The sequence below is a fragment of the Leadbetterella sp. DM7 genome, from assembly GCF_040829825.2.
In the GTDB taxonomy this organism is placed as follows: domain Bacteria; phylum Bacteroidota; class Bacteroidia; order Cytophagales; family Spirosomataceae; genus Leadbetterella.
Map to the genome: position 1 here is coordinate 1 of NZ_JBFOLH020000010.1, position 18,665 is coordinate 18,665.

The following is an 18,665-nucleotide window of genomic DNA, read 5'->3' on the forward strand; positions in this document are numbered from 1 at the left end:
GGGTAGCCCCCTATGGCTATCTGGATTCACTCAATGTACGAGAGAAAATAGTAATCTAATGGGAAACCATCATCCATATCAAACAAAATTGGTAGCGTAAATCAAATGACTTTCCCAGCAGACCCTATTTAGTTGTGATTATACCGCAGGTACACGCACAAAATTCCCCGCTTCTCGCAGAATTGCTGGCCGGGAATACCCATCCCCGGTTCCGGCAGGTGATGGATAACCCCGGAAAATATCGTGTGCAGATCATTTATACGCGCATAGACCGGGATCAGGATAATGTTCCTCACTTTACGCATCATACTTTTCAGACAGACGTCCATCCTTACTTTAACCCGGCATCAACCGTTAAGCTACCGGCCGCTATACTTGCCCTGGAGAAGCTCCATGGCCTTCCCGGGGGAGTTACCCGGGATACCTGGCTGCAGATCGACAGTGCTTTCAGAGGCCAGAGGCCGTTGACAGAAGAACCGGGCGCTCCCGGCCGAAAGCCCACCCTGGCCCACCTGATCAGGCAGGCTATGCTGGTTAGCGAGAACGAGGCGTATAATCGCCTTTACCAGTTCACAGGACAGGAGTACCTGAACAAACGGTTGTGGCAATTGGGGCACAATCAGGTGCGTATCACACGTCGTTTTGAACCGAACGATGAGGAGCAAAACCGTCGTTCCAACCCGTTCCGGTTCTTACGGGCAGACAGCAGCCTGCTCTATGCACAGCCACCGGAAACAAGCACTATCTCGTTTGAATACCCGCAGCTGCCCCTGATCGGCAACGCACATTACAGCAATAACACGCTGATTCCTGAAGGGATGGACTTCAGCCGGGCCAATAATTTACCGCTTTCTGACCTGCAGCAGATCCTGCAGCGCCTGATGTTCCCGATGTCTTTTTCGCCCGAACAGAGATATCATCTCGATGATGAGGACTACCGTTTTCTTTACCAATACCTGTCACAATCACCCGGAGAGACCAATTACCCGAAATATGACGAAAAGGATTTTTATCCGTCGTATGCTAAATTTTTCTTTCGCGACAGTACCGTGCTGCAACAGCCGCCGGGACTGCGTATTTTCAATAAGGTGGGCTGGGCTTATGGATTCCTGACCGATGCCTCGTATGTGGCAGATTTTGACCACCGGGTAGAATACATGCTGGCAGCTACGGTCTATGTCAACGAAGACGAGGTGCTGAATGACGGTAAATACGACTACAACGAACTGGGCTACCCGTTTCTGTACGAGCTCGGACAAACGATCTACCGCCACGAGTTATCCAGGAAACGAACTTACCCACCGGACCTCAGTGCATTTAAGATAGATTATGAACAAAGGGTAAATGACGGAAGACCTGCTTTGAAGGAATCTGAAGTAGATAATTGAGGTTTATTCTCTCTGTTCCAAAGTAAGGATGACCCGGAAGAATAACCGATTCTTAACTATATGACATCAGCTTTACATTGATCAGTTATTTTGTATATTTGTCTTTCACAACAATACCACAAAAATGAGCGAAGAAAACACCATAAAAATATTTGAACAAAAGCAAGTCCGCACCCATTGGAATGAACAACAGGAAAAATGGTATTTTTCTGTAATTGATGTAATCGAAGTTCTGACAGGTAGCAGCATTCCAAAGCGATATTGGTCTGACCTGAAAAAGAAGCTGACAGCAGAGGGAAGTGAAGCGTACGATAAAATCGTACGGTTGAAAATGCAAGCTGAAGATGGAAAAATGCGTGAAACCGACACCGCCGATACTGAAACTATACTTCGTATCATTCAATCTGTTCCTTCCCCCAAAGCCGAACCTTTTAAGCAATGGCTGGCAAAAGTAGGCTACGAACGTATGCAGGAAATTGCTGACCCCGAACAAAGCATAGACAGAGCAAGAGAAAATTGGCAAAAGCTCGGGAGAAGCGAAAAATGGATACAGCAACGTATGTCGGGGCAGGAAACCCGAAACAAACTTACCGACTATTGGAAGCAAAGTGGGGTTGAAAAATCAGATGAATTTGCACTGCTTACCAATATCATTCATCAGGAGTGGACAGGATTGACCGTAAAGGAACATAAAGGTTTAAAAGGATTACAAAGCCAAAACCTGCGAGACCACATGAATGAGGCTGAGCTCATATTTACAGCATTGGCGGAACTTTCTACCCGGCAAATTGCAGAAACTGAAAACGCAAAAGGTGTTCAGCAAAATGCAATAGCCGGGAAAAAAGGAGGGAAAATTGCCAAAGATGCAAGACTTGCATTAGAGCAAAAGACAGGGCAAAAAGTGGTAACATCTGAAAACTTCTTACCACCAGCCACTGAAAAGAAAAAACTAAATGAAAAGAGATAGCTCCTCCTCTGGTTCGTCAGCACGCTTAATTTGAGAACAGCTGTTAGATATTTATGAAATTATGCAAATATTTGACTATTGTTAATTTAGAACTTCCCGGGGACAGGATTCGGTTTTTCCCTTAAAAATCAAGAACTTTGCAGCTGATCTGCATGATTTGCCCTCAGGCAGGCAGTAAATAGTACAGAATGGATAAAATAAAACTTCTTTCAGATGCCCTGGCCAACCAGATCGCTGCCGGTGAGGTGGTTCAGCGACCGGCATCGGTGGTGAAAGAGCTTTTGGAGAACTCCATTGACGCCGGCGCCACCCAGCTCACCCTGATCGTAAAAGACTCGGGAAAGGCCCTGATCCAGGTGATCGATAACGGCTCGGGCATGTCTCCGGCTGACGCCCGCATGAGCTTTGAGCGGCACGCTACCTCCAAAATCCGGGAAACGCTCGACCTCTTCAATATCCGTACCATGGGATTCCGCGGTGAGGCCCTCGCGTCTATCGCTGCCGTGGCCCAGGTAGAAATGCGCACCCGCAGGGAAGAGGATGAACTGGGCACCCTGGTGCGTATTGAGGGATCGGAAGTAAAAGAACAGGAATTCATCCAGACCGCACCGGGCACCAGCATTGCCGTAAAAAACCTGTTTTTCAACGTTCCTGCCCGCCGGAAATTCCTTAAAAGCAACCCGGTGGAGATGAAACACATCCTGGAAGAGTTTCAACGGGTAGCCCTGGCACACCCGGAAGTGCAGTTTACGCTCTTTCATAACGACATTGAAATTCTCACCCTGCCCGCAGCCCGGCTCAGCAAGCGCATTACCGACACCCTCGATAAATCGTACCGCGATCAGCTGGCCAAATGTGAAATAGAAACCGACATCGTGAAAGTTACCGGCTATGTGGGTAAACCCCAGTCGGCTAAAAAAACGCGGGGCGACCAGTATTTCTTTGTAAATCACCGCTTCATTAAAAGCGCCTATCTCCACCATGCCGTAGTGAGCGCCTTTGAATCGGCTATCCCTGAGGGAACCTACCCTTTTTACACGCTTTTCCTGGAAATCAACCCGGAAAATATCGATATCAACATCCACCCCACCAAAACAGAGATCAAGTTTGATAACGAGCAGGCCATTTATGCCGTTCTGCGTTCAGCCGTGAAGCAGTCGATCGGGGTATATAACCTCACCCCCAGCATTGATTTTGATGCCGATATCAACCTGGTTCATTTCTCTGCCCCCGCACCGGCTGAACGGCCTGCCCGCCCGGCGCCGGCCACCGTTTACCGCGCCTCTGAAATGAACAAGCGCGATAACCTGGAGAACTGGGAGAAAATGTTTGAGTCTTTCAGCTCATCGGTCAATACCGAGGCCGAGCCCCAGCAACAGGTCCTGTTTTCAAGCAAGTTGAACTGCACGGAGGATATCCCTGACGAAACCCAGATCATCCAGATTCATAACACGTATATCCTGACCCAGGTAAAAAGCGGACTGATGATCATTCATCAGCGCCATGCATTTGAGCGGGTGCTCTATGAAAAGTACCTGAAAGAAATCCAGTCCCCTCAGGCCCATTCCCAGCAGCTGCTGTTCCCGAAAACCGTTACGCTAAGCGCATTGGATTACGCCCTGAGCCTCGACATCATCGATATGATCCGGAACATCGGCTTCAGCATAGAAGAATTCGGCACGAACACCTACCTGATCAACGGGGTACCCTCGCAGTTTGCTGACGAAGACGAGGCCGTTCTCTTCAGGAGCATCCTGGAGTCGTTCAAGGAAAACGAAAATAACCGTACGCCCGACAAAAAAGAAACACTGGCCCGCACCCTGGCCAAAAAATATGCCGGCCGGATGAGCAAAACCCTCCATAAAACCGAGCTGTCCAACCTGGTTGACCAGCTGTTCGAAACCGCTATGCCTGCTATCAGCCCTGACGGCAAACCCGTCATGACCATCCTTGCCCTGGATAAAGTAGGCGAACTCATTTTTAATAACGGAAAATTAAACTAGAAAGATATGTTCTCGAATATAACTCCGATGGTAAAAAACCTGCTGATCGTCAATATCGTGATCCATTTGCTGGCCAATATGGTTCCCGATGACTTTATCCGGCAGATTTTTTCCTTCCATAACCCTATTTTACCCGGTGCGCCCGAGCTGTGGAACCCCAATTTCAAGCCCTGGCAGATCATCACCTACATGTTCCTGCATAGCGGAGATACCTACATGCACCTGTTTTCCAACATGTTTGCCCTGCTGATCTTCGGACCCGCCATTGAAGCCTACATGGGATCGGGGAAATTCCTGAAATACTACATTATCTGCGGTATCGGAGCCGCATTTTTCAATATGGGAATGGATTACCTTGCTTTCTTTCAAACCTCGCAAAGTGATGCGCAGATCCACTACCTGTCTATAAAAAGCATGGTAGGTGCATCAGGGGCTATCTTCGGAATCCTCGTTGCTTTTGCCATGCTGTTTCCCAATATTGAAATGCTCCTGCTCTTCTTCCCGGTGCCCATCAAGGCAAAATATTTCGTAGCGCTTTATGCCATTTTCGAACTTGTACAGGCATTCGGAAGCGCCGCCACGGGTATTGCGCACTGGGCGCACATCGGCGGTTTGATCACCGGTTTTATTTTATTGCAGTTTTTTAGCTTCAAAAAAAGAAACTTTTATTAAATTCGTACTTGTTTTCGGTAAGCAAATCATCCTAAATGGGCAAAGTTTTCACTGACATAGTGGACGTTTTCAAAAGAAACAGCAACCAGGCTACCCAGTTGATCATCATCAACCTGGTTGTTTTCTTTGGATTTACCCTGATCAAATTCGGGGTAGGCCTTTTTCCTGATGCCGTACTTACTGCCGAAACCGTTTCCCGGAATTACCTTACCGGGAGCAGTTTTATGGAGCTGATCCGGCACCCCTGGACCCTCCTCTTCCACCCCTTTACCCAGGACGGCCTCTTCTCCATGCTCTTTGACCTGATCATTATTTACTGGTTCGGGAACATGCTGGCCGATTTTATCGGGGGAAGGAAAATGCTCATCACCTACCTGGCGGGTTCTTACGCGGCCATCGTTTTTTTTATGCTGGTATGGGGATTTTTCACCCTGCTCAATAAAGAACTTAATTTTAACGGCTTCCTGTACGGTGCTTCTGCCGGCGGGTTTGCCCTCATGTATGCCTATGTGGCGCTGAACCCGGAAAGCGAGATCATGTTCTTCACCATGAGGATCAAAACCCGCCTCCTGGTACTGGCCCTGCTGGTATTGTCTATTTTCAGGAACCCACCCCTGGGTGTACTGGATCTGGGCGGAGCGGTATTCGGTTACGTACAAATGAAGCTGCTCAGAACCGGCATTAACCTGACCTACGGACTGGAACGTTTCTCTATATGGGTGACGGAGGTCCTTCAACCTAAAAAACGTTCTGTTTTCCGGAAATACAGCCAGAATAAGAGCGTTGACAAGGGCAAGATCATTAAATTCAGTGAGTTCAACAAGGAGACCATTCCTACAGAAGAGGAAATAGACTATCTGCTGGACAAAATAAACAAAGGGGGCTACTCCAGCCTCACGAATGAAGAAAAAAACAGGTTGCACAAAGCCAGCCAGAGTGCAGATTAAAAACATGATAATAAACCAAGGCGAACTCCTGAAAAAGGTCAGCACTCCCGATGACCTGAAGAAACTGACTCCCGAGCAACTCCCCGTATTCTGCCGGGAGCTCCGGCAATACATCATTGATATGGTGTCTGTTAACGGCGGGCATTTCGGAGCCAGCCTGGGCGTAGTGGAGCTTACCACGGCCCTTCATTATGTTTTTAATACGCCCTATGACCAGCTCATCTGGGATGTGGGCCACCAGGCCTACGGCCACAAGATCATTACCGGCCGGAAAGACGTTTTCTTTACCAACCGCATGTACGGCGGCATTTCGGGGTTTCCGAAAATGAAAGAAAGTGAGTACGATTCTTTCGGCGTAGGCCACTCTTCCACCTCTATCTCTGCCGCATTGGGCATGGCCATGGCCTCCCGGCATAACGGGATCAGAGACAAACATCATATAGCGGTGATCGGCGACGGTGCCCTGACCGCCGGACTGGCCTTTGAAGGGATGAACCATGCCGGTATGGAGAAAGATGCCAACCTGCTGATCATCCTGAACGATAACTGCATGGCCATTGACCCCAACGTGGGGGCATTGAAAGAATACCTGACCGACATCACCACTTCAAAAACCTACAATAAGGTCAAAGACGATGTCTGGAACCTCCTGGGCAAGTTCAGCGCTTTCGGTAAGAGTGCGCGTGAAGTAGTAGCCAAAGTGGAAAACGCCGTAAAAGGAGCGCTCCTGAGCCAGAGCAATATTTTTGAGGCCCTGAACCTGCGCTACTTCGGTCCCATTGACGGTCACGACATTGACCACCTGGTTTCCGTATTGAACGATCTGAAGGATATCCCCGGCCCGAAAATCCTGCATTGCATCACCGTAAAAGGAAAAGGCTACAAGCCGGCCGAGGAAGACCAGACCAAATGGCACGCTCCCGGCCTCTTCGACAAAGTAACGGGTGAGATCAAAAAGAAGGTACATACCATCCCGATGCCTCCCAAGTTCCAGGATGTGTTCGGAAACACCCTGGTGGAGCTGGCGGAGAAAAACCCGAAAATTGTAGGCATCACCCCGGCTATGCCTTCCGGCTCTTCCCTGAATATTATGATGAAGGCCATGCCACACCGGGCTTTTGATGTGGGTATTGCCGAACAGCATGCCGTAACCCTTTCTGCCGGGATGGCCACGCAGGGGCTGACCGTCTTCTGCAACATTTACAGCTCGTTTATGCAGCGGGCTTATGACCAGGTGATCCACGATGTGTGTATCCAGAACCTGCCGGTCATCTTCTGCCTCGACCGCGCCGGGTTTGCCGGTGCCGACGGCCCCACCCATCACGGAGCCTACGATATTGCCTATATGCGCTGCATTCCTAACATGGTGGTAGCATCCCCCATGAACGAGGAAGAGCTGCGCAACCTGATGTTCCTGGCCCAGTCAGATAGCTTTCAGAGCGGCAAACAGGCCATTACCCTACGGTACCCGAGAGGGGAAGGCGTTATGCCCGACTGGCGCAGGCCTTTTTCCCGGATAAGCGTAGGCAAAGGCCGCAAACTGCAAGACGGCGATGAGCTGGCCATACTCTCTTTCGGCCCTATCGGGAATGAGGCTGCTGAAGCCATCCGGAACAGCGGGCACAGCATTGCCCATTACGATATGCGGTTTGCCAAGCCCCTTGACGAAGAGCTTCTGCACGAAGTATTCCGGAAATTTGAAAATGTTATCACGGTAGAAGACGGCTGCCTGCAGGGCGGAATAGGCTCTGCCATTCTTGAATTCATGACCGACAACGGCTACACCTCACGGGTGAAACGCCTGGGTATTCCCGACCGCCTTGTAGAGCATGGGGAACAATACCAGCTTTGGGCCGAATGCGGTTTTGATGCGGAAGGTATCCTCCGGGCTGTGAATGCCATGCTGCATACCCCGGTCAATCAGACCCTGTAAGAGCTATAACCGGTCAGGACTGCCTTTACGGGTATCGCCTGACGGAATGATCAGCCGCAGGGTGGGGTCGTTCGAAATATAATTCCAGAGCCAGCTGCTCACCAGCTTCAGCTTATTCCTGAACCCTGCAATGGGCAGGATATGGATAAGCAGCCACATCCACCAGGCCGGAATTCCTTTGAAAAAGCCTACCGGCAGCTCGGCCACGGCTTTGTACTTGCTGATGATAGCCATGCTGCCCTTATCTACGTAACGGAAAGGCCGGAGAGGCGCACCGTTCACCTTGTTTGTAAGATTCTTTGCCAGCAGGATACCCTGTTGTATAGCTACCTGGGCCACCTGGGGATGGCCGTTCGGGTACGGCTTGTCGGTATCCTGGTAGCAGATATCACCTATGGCAAAAATATCGGTGGTTTCTTTCACCCGGTTAAACTCATCTACCGCTAACCGCCTGTTTTTCACTACGGCGCTTGCGGGTAATCCTTTTGCCTCGTTGGCCATTACCCCGGAAACCCATATCAGCGTGCCGGCAGTTATTTCACTGCCATCTGAAAGGTAAACCACTTCTTCTTTAAAATCTTTAACCGCAGACGAAAGCCTGATTTTTACCCCCAGTTTAGCAAGTGAGGCAAGGGTTTCTTCCTGTGACTTCCGGCTCATGGTTCCCAGCAAGGTGGGCGCAGCATCTACCAGGTAAATGTGCATGGGGTCATCGGTCAGTTCGGGATAGTCTTTTTTACGGATATGCCGGTTCATCTCTGATAACATGCCCGAAAGTTCCACACCCGTAGGCCCCCCGCCGGCAATTACAAAGGTCAGCAGCTTCCGCCTTTCTTCCGGATCGCGCGTTTTACAGGCCTGTTCCATCCGGTTCAGGATGGTATTCCTGATTTTCAGCGCGTCTTCAATATTTTTTAAAGGCAGGGCCTTTTCACTGATGGTTGTGAGCCCGAAGTAGTTGGTTTGCGTGCCCTGGGCAAAGACCAGGTAATCGTAAGAAAGCACGCCACGGTCGGTATGGATACGGTGTTCCTCTGCCTCTACATGCAAAAATTCTGCCTGGTAAAAACGTATATTGCCTTTCCCCTGGAACATCTTCCGGAAAGGATAGCTGATATTGGAAGGTTCAATAAACGCTGAGGCTACCTGGTAAATGAGCGGCGGGAAGAAATTATAATTATTCCGGTCTACCAGCATCACTTCTATGCCCTTTACCCCTGCCAGTCTTTTCGCAAGATTCATTCCGCCAAATCCGCCACCGATGATCACTATTTTCCTGTTCATACGGGATTGTTTAAGAAGTTCTACAAAATTTCCAGTAACTCGCTCTTTGACAAACCATTAAGGAAATCAGCGTTTGTCCTGACCAGATCCCGGGCCAACCGGCTCTTTTTCTGCTGAAGATGCATGATTTTCTCTTCAAGAGTACCGGAGCAGATCAACCGCACAGCCACCACCTTCTTATCCTGCCCGATGCGATGAACCCGGTCGATGGCCTGGTTTTCGGCCGCCGGGTTCCACCAGGGATCTACCAGATAAACATAGTCTGCCTCTGTGAGGTTCAGTCCGACGCCACCTGCTTTCAGGCTGATGAGAAAAACACGGATGCCGGCATCTGTCCGGAAGTTCCTTACCTTAGCTCCCCGGTCTTTTGTTTGCCCGGTCAGGTATTCAAAAGGGATGTCCCTCTCCTCCAGTTCCGCCCTGATGAGCTCCAGCATTCCCACAAACTGCGAAAACACCAATATTTTATGTTCTTTAGACGTATTAACGATCTGCTCGCTCAGCACGTCGATCTTCACTGCATTTTCTCCCGGGTACCCCTCCTTAAGCAATACCGGGGAATTACAGATCTGCCGGAGCCGGGTCAGACCTTTCAGCACATGCATGCTGTTTTTACGAATCTCCTCCTCGTCAGTCACCGAGATAAACTCCCGCAGTTCCCTCTCACAGGCATCGTAGACCCTTCGCTGCTCAGCATTCATTTCGCAGTAGATCACCATTTCTGTTTTTTCAGGCAGCTCCTGCTCCACTTGTCTTTTGGTGCGGCGCAGAATAAAAGGACTGATTTTCTGCCGGAGCTCAAACGCCCGCCTGCTGCTTTCAAATTTATCGATGGGGGTAGAATATATTTCCCTGAAATGCAGCCGGCTTCCCAACAGGCCCGGACAGGCAAAAGAAAGCTGCCCGTAAAGATCAAACGTATTGTTTTCCACAGGAGTGCCGGTCAGCACGATCCTGTTACGCGACTGCAGCAGGCAGGCCGCTTTGTAACGTTCCGAGCCGGGATTTTTAATGGCCTGCGATTCATCCAGGAATACCGTATCAAACCGGAATGTTTTCAGAAAACGGATATCGGCCATCATGGTACCGTAGCTCGTGAGCACTACCTCATTGTGGTGCATACCTTCTGTGTGCTTCTGCCTGCCTGCGCCGTGATGCACGCCTACTTTCAGGGAAGGCGCAAACTTTTCCAGCTCCTCCTGCCAGTTAAACAGCAGGGAGGTAGGTGCTACAACCAGGTGAGTGGCAGGGCCGTACTTCTCCCGTTTCAGCAGGATCAGCGCAATGATCTGCAGGGTTTTCCCGAGCCCCATGTCATCGGCCAGGCAGCCGCCAAAGTTCAGGTTGTCGAGATGGCTCAGCCAGCTCAGTCCCTCCCGCTGGTAATGCCGCAGCTCTGCCTGCAGTGCTGCAGGAACCGGCACTTCGGGGACAGGCAGGGAAAGCTGCCTGCGGTATGCTGCAATTTCGTGCTGCACCTGCCCGCTCAGCACTTCCTTTTCAAAAAGCTCTTCTACCTCTGAAAAGTTCACTTTCGGAATCTTAAGCAGCTCCTCATCTATTTCTCCCAGCCGAAAATACCCCGCAATTTTACGGATCCATTCTGCGGGTAAAATGCCCCGGGTGCCGTTGTCAAGCTGAACAAACCGGCTTTTGTTCCGTATAGCCCGGTACACCTGCTTCAGCGAGGCTTCTTTATCTCCGAAACGCACTTTCAGGCGGGCATTGAACCAGTCGGTACCCGAGTTGACCGTCACGCTGACTTTGGCCCTGTGCGGGTTGAGCGTGTTCTTCTCAAGCTTGTTGAATCCCAGGATAGTCACTCCCTCTTCTCTCCATACGTCAAAAGCGTCCAGGAACCACTGCTCATCCAGGAACTTGTCTTTATGCAGGTAAAAATAGTGATGCTCTTTTATTTGTTCCCTGAATTCAGGGTGCTGACTCATGATCAGCGCGGTCAGGCGGGCCTCCGCTTCGTTGTCGCGTTCAATGGTAAACTCGTTGCCGTTCTGGTCGGTGTCCCGGAGCTGCTTGCGGGAATATACGGGCACTTCGCGCGAGCCGTATTTCATTACCGGTGTAAGAGAAACAAAATTTCCCTCCTGCTGCAGGTAGATAATGCGCTCGGTCTGAAAGCTCTTTTCAGCCAGCTGCGCGGGAGTGGCCCGGCGGATATAGCTGTAGTTAATATGCACCAGCTGCTCCAGCGGGGCCAGCACGGTTTGCAGGAATTCGTCGTATTTGGAAGCGTGTACCAGCAGGATCTCGTGATTGGCCTTGAAAAACCGTACCACCCGCAGCAGGTCAGGATGACTTATCAGGTGGAAAACCTGCTGGTGAAGTACAAAATAGTCATTCCGGAACACCACATTTTTGAACGGCAGGGAAATATCGTTGAACAGCAGCTCGCCCGTAACCTCATAAAAGGGTTCTTTTTTAAAGACCGTGAGCTGTATTTCCGCGTTCAGTACGTTCAGTCCCGAAACGACCAGTGACCGGGCTGAAATGGCTTCTGAAATGCCCCTGTCGTGGTAGTAAACCTCCAGGTTCAGCGGATTAGCGGTAATTTGCCGTAATGCTTCCGGCACTGCATCGGCAGGGTCTTCCTGCTGTTGGTTCCGGAAAGTCATCATTGCGGCATAGAACCTGAGCTCTGCCGGGTTATCGGTTTTCCAGAGGCGCTGCGCAGGATCAACCGGACTTACGGGATTTTTGATTTTCCCGGTCTGCGTTACCTCCGCTTCCATCAGCAGGAAATTCAGGTGGTTGTAGTACCGGTGCCTGCTGATCACCAGCACCGGTCTTTTACCGGTTTCACGGGCGGCCAGGTCAGTGACCACCGGTCTTGCCGGAGGGATCAGTGTTTTCCTGAGCATCTGACCATCTATAGCGAGCAGCTCTTTTACCCTGGTTTCCACATGCAGCTTGCCTTCTGTATAGGTCAACCGGAAATAGGCATCGAGGTTGGGCTCAGCTTCCAGGCCATAGCCCCTGGCCCTTTCCAGCAAAGTCTTATGACGCAAAGCATGGTCAAAGAATATCCGGTAGTTTCTTTCTTCCAGCAGGCAATAGATAATCTCGGCCTGGTGCTCACAAAGCTTCTGGCCTTCATGCTCACAGGAGCAGGAAGAAACCAGCGAGCTACCCCGCCGGCTGACCGAAACGTTCGGAAAACCCACAGCAGCAGCCGTTTTGGTAAAAACACCGGCATTCAACTCCAGGGCAAGCGGGTAAATATCAGAAAAGTTTTTCTTTTCGATAAAGCTACCGTTTTGCGTATGCCTGAGCAGCTCCAATACGGAAAGTGTACCGATGTCTGTATCGGGTAATATATATTCTCTGACCGGGCCTGTCATAACGTTGCCAGTAAGCAGGAAATAAGGTAAACCACGCGTTATTAATGCGAAGATACGGCCTTAAGTCCAATGATAGAACCGATCAGCGTGGTAAGAAAAAGCAACCGCAAAAAGCCCGCCGGTTCTTTAAACACCCAGATACCTACCAGTACCGTACCCACGGCTCCGATGCCCGTCCATACGGCGTAAGCAGTACCGATAGGCAGTGTTTGGGTGGCTTTGATCAAAAGTCCCATGCTTATGCTCAGTGCTGCCAGGAATCCGGCATACCAGAAATACATTTCATTTCCGGTGGTTTCCTTTGCCTTACCCAGGCAAAATGCAAAAGCTACTTCAAAGAGGCCTGCAAGAATTAAAATAATCCAGTTCATTTTTTAGTTTTTTCTAAGTCCGGAAATAGAGAAGATGTCAGCCTGTATTCCTCTGCAAGTTTATCGAGGAACTGAAACAGTTTTTCATTCATTTCGCTGAAGTTGTGCTTACAGATTTCCTCTGGTTTCTGTACATACGCATGAACCGTATTGTTTTCCAGGAAATCCAGTTCCTCCGCAATAAGCAGTTCCACCACTTCGGGTGTAAGCTCCATATGGCACTGGAAGCCGTAAACAAGGTTACTGTAGGCCACTATCTGTCTCGGACAACCTGCACTTGTGGCCATTACTTTACTCTGTGGAGTAAGGCCGGGCATGTCGTTATGCCAATGCCCCACCGCCAGGCTTGCCCCAAAGTGATTCAGCTTTTCATCTTTCAAGCCATCTGCTGTAAGCCGGATGGGAAATACCCCTATTTCTTTTTCAGGACTATGCTCAAACCGGGCTCCCAATGCCTCACCGATAAGTTGAGAACCGAGGCAGATTCCTACTACTGCCCTGCCGGCCTCTACTGCTTTTTGTATCAGGGCTTTTTCGGCATGTGCATCAAAATGAGGGCATTCTTCACGGGTTGTGCCGGGGTCCTGAGGGCCACCCATTACGATGAGGATATCGATATTATCTGCCGTTTCGGGCAAAGGTTGATTCTCATAGACTTTTGAGAATGTAATGTCATGTTTTCTGTCCTTTGCCCATTCCAGGCAGGCACCGGGTGCTTCGAAGACTTCGTGTTGTATAAAATGAATATGCACTGTTCTGTGTTTTTGTTTATACAAAAATACAGATTAATCTCCGCAAATTATGCGGAGATTAGGCGGGGTTCTCTCCGCATAATCTCCCGGCCTGTATTTATTCAATAGTCCGTATCACCTTAGCAGGAATCCCCCCTGCCACTGTATTATCGGGAACATCTTTTGAAACCACCGCGCCTGCAGCCACAACTGCATTTTCACCGATGGTTACACCCTGGAGTATGGTGACGCCGGCCCCGATCCAGGCATTCTTTTTAATATGAATGGGCTTGGGGATAAGCGCGTGCCGGTCATCAGGCGACAGCGGATGTCCTTCTGACAATAAGCTGACCTTAGGGGCAATCAGTACGCCGTCTTCTATAGTAATGCCGCCCAGGTCCAGGAAAGTACAATCAAAATTGATGAATACATTTTTACCGATCCGGGTATGCTTTCCGTAATTGATGTACAAGGGCGTAAACACGGCCACGCTTTCGTCAATCTCCGATCCGGTGATCCGGCTTAATAATTCCCTGACCTCTGCGGGATCAGAAGAATTGTTCATCTGAATGAGCAGCTTTTTCGTAGCATAAGAGGCCTCCCTCATCCGGTAAGCCTGCGGGTCACCGGCCGGTATGATTTCACCGTTCTGCAACCGCTCAAAAATATCTTTATCGTTTGTCATCATTTTTCTTTCAAAAAGGCTTCCGGCTTATCAAGCTGTTTTTATACATGACCAAGCGATGATTCCGCCGGATGAATGTGTATTCTCCGGCCGGTATCACATCTTCCGGCTCTCATACAAATGTAAAACTTTTCTCCTGTCTTATTTTGCCGTGAAGCTCATTTTTACCCTTTCCGTCAGTTTTCCGATCTGCTTTTCGAATAAATTGAAGATCAGTCCGCCCATAATAAAAAGAGAGGCCCAGAGCTTCCAGGTAGTCAGGTGCTCACCCAGAAACAGGGCCGAGCTCAGAAAACCCACCACCGGAATCAGCAAAGTAAAAGGAACCACCGCTGATGTGGAGTAGGTTTTCATCAGGAAGCCCCAGAGACCGTAGCCCAGGTGCGTAGACACGTAAACCACATAGGCTACCGCTGCCAGGGTAACCCACGACATATGCTGAAATGAACTCACTATAGCCGTTTTACCGTCTATGAAAAAAGAGGCCGCCATCATAAACGGGAGCGCCACAAGATTGCCCCAAACCACCAGCGACAGCGGGGAATCGGCATTTACTTTCTTCGTAAACATATTTCCGGCGGCCCAGGAGAAGGCAGCCAGCAAGGTCAATACAAGCCCGGTGATGGTAACATCTCCGCCTACGTTGGAGGCAACAACCCCGATGCCGACAAACGAGATCAGCGAGCCCAGTATTTTTAAGAAACCCGGCTTTTCCCCGAAGAACAAAAACGCCAGGCCTATGGAAAAGAATACCTGCACCTGGAGAACAAGCGAAGATAAGCCCGGAGATAATCCCAGGTAAATGCCGCTGAAAAGCAGCCCGAACTGCAAGGCAAAATTAAATACGCCAAAGCCGAGAATGTATTTTAACGGGGCCTTCGGCTTAGGCAGAAAGAAAACAAAGGGCAATGCCGAAAGTCCGAAACGGAGGGTACAAAAAAGAAAGGGGGGAAGCTCTTTTAAGCCCAGGTATATACCAATAAAATTAAGTCCCCAGACAATAACAATCAAAAGAGCCAAAAGAAGATGCTTTGGTGTTAAAACTGCCGCGTTACCCATACCCGTTAAAAATTTGAAGGGGCAAAACTACGCATATCCTTCCGGATTAACTTTACGGAAGCCATACAACCTATCCGGTTTAAATTAACTTTGTGATTTATTTTACCCGGAACATGATTCTTAACGGCTTCGGACTGCGAAATATTCCCGACGAAAAAGTATTCCCGTTTACACTGGAACTGGTAGAAAACCTGCCGGCCATTTCCTTAACCCGGCCGGTCACCTTCCTGGTGGGAGAAAACGGCTCGGGGAAATCCACCCTCCTGGAGGCCCTGGCCTATGCTGCCCGCGTACCTACTGTAGGCGGGATTTCACTGGAGGAAGATCCGCTCATGGAACCGGCACGCCGGCTGGGTAAAATGATGAGCCTCCGGTTCGGAGAAAAAACCACCGCCGGCTTTTTTGTGCGGGCTGAAGATTTCCTGGGCTTTGTAAAAAATATCCTGAGAAGCATAGCAGAGCTGGATGCTGAAATTCAGGAGATCCGGGATAGCTGGACCGGCGGGGACCTGGAAAGAGCCCTGGCCACCCTGAAAGCAGAGCGACAAGGCTACACCGACCGGTATACGGAAAACTTCGACGGCATGTCGCACGGCGAAGGTTTTCTTCGTTTCTTTAACCAGCGCATCACGGGCAAAGGACTTTACCTGATTGATGAACCCGAAGCCGCCCTATCTCCCGCAAGGCAACTAAGCCTGATCAAGATCATCATGGATGCCGTAAAAGAAAAAGGCTCCCAGTTTATCATTGCCACCCATTCTCCTATCATCATGGCCATGCCGGATGCCCAGATCCTGCATTTTGATAGCGGGACCATCACCGGGCGCCATTATACGGAAACCGATCATTACCGGTTAACCAAGGCTTTTATGGAGGCCCCGGAAAGATATATCGAAGCATTGAATAAACCCATATATTGAATATAACCCTATATGGCATATAAGTTCATGCAACCCATTTCTTACTTATATCTTATGTGCCTTATATGTCTTATAGGGTTAAACAGGCTCCGGATGATACCCGCCGGTATCGGTATTCACGTGTGGCAGAGCCTGGATAACACCCTCCTTATCCTGTATTACGGAGCCAAACAGGTAGAGCCTTTTCAACTGCCTGAGTTCATTCAACTCTTTCACACCCGCATCTGTCACCCGTGTGAAGCTCAGGTTCAATACCCGGAGATGCGACAAGCCCTTCAGCACGATCATCTCCTTATCGCTCCACGGCGTACGCTGAAGATGCAAAACCCGCAGGTTCTCCAGCTTCCCGATGACCTCCGGCAGTTCTTCCACCTGCTGCACACCGGCGGCATTCAGCCGGATCACCTGGTCTTTCAGGTTTTCCAGGGCTCCCCGCTCAGCTTTTCCGGGAGAAATACCCCTGAGATTGACTTCCAGGTAATTTGTATTCAGGCCGGCAGGATTTACCAGGATACCGGCTTTTTTCAATATCTCCAGATCCTTTACAGAAGCGGCTTTCACTTCTTTCTCCGGAATTACCCCTTCCTGTTCTTCTCCTGCGGGTGCTTCCAGGCCATGGAGTATTTTCTGTATCTTTTCCTCCTGCGCAAGCTCGCGGCTTCTCTTCCGGAAATCAGCTCCGTTATGGATCCACCATTCTATCAATGCCTTCTCCTCGTCGGTAACCTGCGGTTTCCCTTTGGGCGGCATGTGGTCTTCGTCTGAATCCGGCAGCAGCATACGCATCATCATGAGGCTTTTGCCGGGGTGAAAGGCTTCCAAAGCAGGTCCGTCTTCCCCCCCTTTCAACAGGAATTCCGGAGAATCCAGCCGCAGCTTACCCTTCTGCTTACCGCTGCCGTGGCACGAATAGCACTTCTTTTCCAGGATGGGCCGAACCAGCTCTTCATACACCACGGCCTCCTGTACATCGGCAATAACGTGCTTCTCAGGTACGGCGGCAGCCTGCAGAAAGTCAGTACCGTGGGTGAGTGTGCCGCCATAGTGCCCCGCTAAGGTAAGAATAACCAGGGTTACAGCCCAAAGTACATCCTGAACCCGGTTTCGCGTCAATAAGAGCGGAACAAGCAGGGCGCAGAAAAGCAGGGCCAGCCAGCGGTGGCGGTCCAGCGTAGCCGCATCGTATTCTCCTGACCCGGCCAGCAGCAGGCCCGTACCCGCACTAAGCAGGCTGACCAGGAAAGTGCCCGGCAATACCCATCTGAAAAATGATTCCGAAACCGAAATTTTCTTCAGCCCGGTAAGGACCCGTATCAACAGGGCCAGGAAAAAGAAACCGATGGGCAGATGGACCAGGAGAGGATGAAGTTTTCCGATCATTTCCGGTACCGGGCCTTCAGAAGGTTTAACATATACACATTCACCTCCCACTGGTTCACCAGCGGCTGCCGGGTATAGGGCAGTGTGGGGAGGTAGGTGGGCGGGCCAAATTCGGTCAGGAATGTGATCTGCTTTTTACCGCTTTCCAACTGGTGTTTTACAGCGGTATCCCACCATTCCAGGTGATGTTTCACCGCATCTTCCCACTCCGGTGCCCTCGGATCACTCACCTGCGGCCCCTCCTGGTGACCCACCCGGGCATGGATATGCCGGGTATGCCGGAGGGCATTATTCACCGCCTCCGCCTGGTCGTCGAGGAGAGATTCGTGCACGTTGGTCCAGTGGCTGATGTCGAGCGTCAGCTTCATTTCCGGGTAACGGTTCAGGAAAGCGGTCGTTACCGGAACGGAATAACACATCCGGCTGCGGTGCGTTTCGTGCAGTATTTCGGTCGGCCCTTTCTTTTCCAGGCTGAATTCAATGAAGCGGCTGTTTTGTTCAAATGTAAAAAAGTCTTTCCCTGAATGGCTGTTGATATAAAGAGGATCCCATTCCAGCGCCTGCTCCACGGCTCCTTTGTATTGCTCCAGGTGGGTCCTGAAATCTGCACCGCTGCCTCCGCACAAAAAACCCACCTTCAGATCATGCTCTTTCAATGCCTCCCGCAGGCGCTGCCTTTCTCCCGGATCGCCCGGCCACCACACCTCAATGCCGTCATAGCCGGCTTCCCGGGCTTTTTTACAGAAAGCATAAGTATTGCCTTCAAATCCCCAGTTGGTTGCCAGCACCAGCACTTCAGCCTGCAGACGGGTCACTGCCGGCCCGGCCATCGTCAATGCCACGGCCCCTCCGGCCGAGTGGCCCATAAATTCTCTTCTGTTCATTTTTTTAATTTTTGCTGTTAGCTATTAGACATTAGAAAAGGGCTGCGGAAAACCGGCCGTAAGCAAACGGCCTGACTAATCGCTG

15 protein-coding genes are annotated in these 18,665 nt (G+C 50.3%); 7 read left to right on the forward strand and 8 right to left on the reverse strand.

Going from position 1 to position 18,665, the window contains the following annotated elements; genetic code table 11:
- Positions 1-134: 134 nt before the first annotated feature.
- From AB2U10_RS12145 to dxs, 6 genes are all read left to right on the forward strand, one after another.
- Positions 135-1,388 carry a serine hydrolase gene (locus AB2U10_RS12145; RefSeq protein ID WP_367915327.1) on the forward strand — a complete coding sequence of 418 codons (1,254 nt, stop codon included), beginning with the start codon at positions 135-137 and terminating at the stop codon, positions 1,386-1,388.
- A 124-nt stretch (positions 1,389-1,512) separates the two neighbouring features.
- Positions 1,513-2,355, forward strand: coding sequence for a BRO family protein (locus tag AB2U10_RS12150; RefSeq protein ID WP_367915326.1), 843 nt, complete (start codon positions 1,513-1,515; stop codon positions 2,353-2,355).
- Between the two features lie 188 nt (positions 2,356-2,543).
- Complete coding sequence (gene mutL, locus AB2U10_RS12155; protein ID WP_367915325.1) at positions 2,544-4,358, forward strand: DNA mismatch repair endonuclease MutL; 1,815 nt, start codon at positions 2,544-2,546, stop codon at positions 4,356-4,358.
- Positions 4,359-4,364: 6 nt separating this feature from the next.
- A complete protein-coding gene (locus AB2U10_RS12160; protein WP_367915324.1) occupies positions 4,365-5,030 on the forward strand; it encodes a rhomboid family intramembrane serine protease in 666 nt (221 codons plus the stop codon).
- Between the two features lie 35 nt (positions 5,031-5,065).
- Complete coding sequence (locus AB2U10_RS12165; RefSeq protein WP_367915323.1) at positions 5,066-5,977, forward strand: rhomboid family intramembrane serine protease; 912 nt, start codon at positions 5,066-5,068, stop codon at positions 5,975-5,977.
- Between the two features lie 4 nt (positions 5,978-5,981).
- The gene (dxs, locus tag AB2U10_RS12170) at positions 5,982-7,910 is read left to right on the forward strand and encodes a 1-deoxy-D-xylulose-5-phosphate synthase (protein ID WP_367915322.1); all 1,929 of its coding nucleotides are present in this window, start codon (positions 5,982-5,984) and stop codon (positions 7,908-7,910) included.
- Positions 7,911-7,913: 3 nt separating this feature from the next.
- On the opposite strand, the gene AB2U10_RS12175 is transcribed toward dxs, so the two are convergent.
- The 6 genes from AB2U10_RS12175 to AB2U10_RS12200 all read right to left on the reverse strand — a co-directional run bounded on the left by AB2U10_RS12175 (position 7,914) and on the right by AB2U10_RS12200 (position 15,357).
- Positions 7,914-9,194 carry an NAD(P)/FAD-dependent oxidoreductase gene (locus AB2U10_RS12175; protein WP_367915321.1) on the reverse strand — a complete coding sequence of 427 codons (1,281 nt, stop codon included), beginning with the start codon at positions 9,192-9,194 and terminating at the stop codon, positions 7,914-7,916.
- A 20-nt stretch (positions 9,195-9,214) separates the two neighbouring features.
- Positions 9,215-12,550 (reverse strand): DEAD/DEAH box helicase, encoded by a 3,336-nt coding sequence (locus AB2U10_RS12180; RefSeq protein WP_367915320.1) that lies wholly within the window; start codon positions 12,548-12,550, stop codon positions 9,215-9,217.
- 41 nt (positions 12,551-12,591) lie between these two features.
- Positions 12,592-12,921 (reverse strand): DMT family transporter, encoded by a 330-nt coding sequence (locus tag AB2U10_RS12185; RefSeq protein WP_367915319.1) that lies wholly within the window; start codon positions 12,919-12,921, stop codon positions 12,592-12,594.
- Complete coding sequence (locus AB2U10_RS12190) at positions 12,918-13,673, reverse strand: type 1 glutamine amidotransferase (RefSeq protein ID WP_367915318.1); 756 nt, start codon at positions 13,671-13,673, stop codon at positions 12,918-12,920. Before AB2U10_RS12190 ends, AB2U10_RS12185 begins: the two co-directional genes overlap by 4 nt.
- A 97-nt stretch (positions 13,674-13,770) precedes the next feature.
- Positions 13,771-14,340, reverse strand: a complete 570-nt coding sequence (locus AB2U10_RS12195) for a DapH/DapD/GlmU-related protein (RefSeq protein ID WP_367915317.1) — start codon at positions 14,338-14,340, stop codon at positions 13,771-13,773.
- Positions 14,341-14,478: 138 nt separating this feature from the next.
- Positions 14,479-15,357: an EamA family transporter gene (locus AB2U10_RS12200; RefSeq protein WP_367915316.1), complete on the reverse strand. Its 879-nt coding sequence runs from the start codon at positions 15,355-15,357 to the stop codon at positions 14,479-14,481.
- Between the two features lie 131 nt (positions 15,358-15,488).
- Here AB2U10_RS12200 and AB2U10_RS12205 point away from each other — a divergent pair, with 131 nt between their 5' ends.
- On the forward strand, positions 15,489-16,316 hold the full coding sequence (locus AB2U10_RS12205) for an AAA family ATPase (RefSeq protein WP_367915315.1): 828 nt from the start codon (positions 15,489-15,491) through the stop codon (positions 16,314-16,316).
- Positions 16,317-16,394: 78 nt separating this feature from the next.
- Here the strand turns inward: AB2U10_RS12205 and AB2U10_RS12210 are convergent, their stop codons facing one another.
- Together AB2U10_RS12210 and AB2U10_RS12215 are read right to left on the reverse strand one after the other, a co-directional pair.
- Complete coding sequence (locus AB2U10_RS12210) at positions 16,395-17,696, reverse strand: c-type cytochrome domain-containing protein (RefSeq protein WP_367915314.1); 1,302 nt, start codon at positions 17,694-17,696, stop codon at positions 16,395-16,397.
- Positions 17,693-18,580, reverse strand: a complete 888-nt coding sequence (locus tag AB2U10_RS12215; RefSeq protein WP_367915313.1) for a sugar phosphate isomerase/epimerase family protein — start codon at positions 18,578-18,580, stop codon at positions 17,693-17,695. The genes AB2U10_RS12210 and AB2U10_RS12215 overlap by 4 nt, the downstream gene beginning before the upstream one ends.
- Between the last annotated feature and the right edge of the window lie 85 nt (positions 18,581-18,665).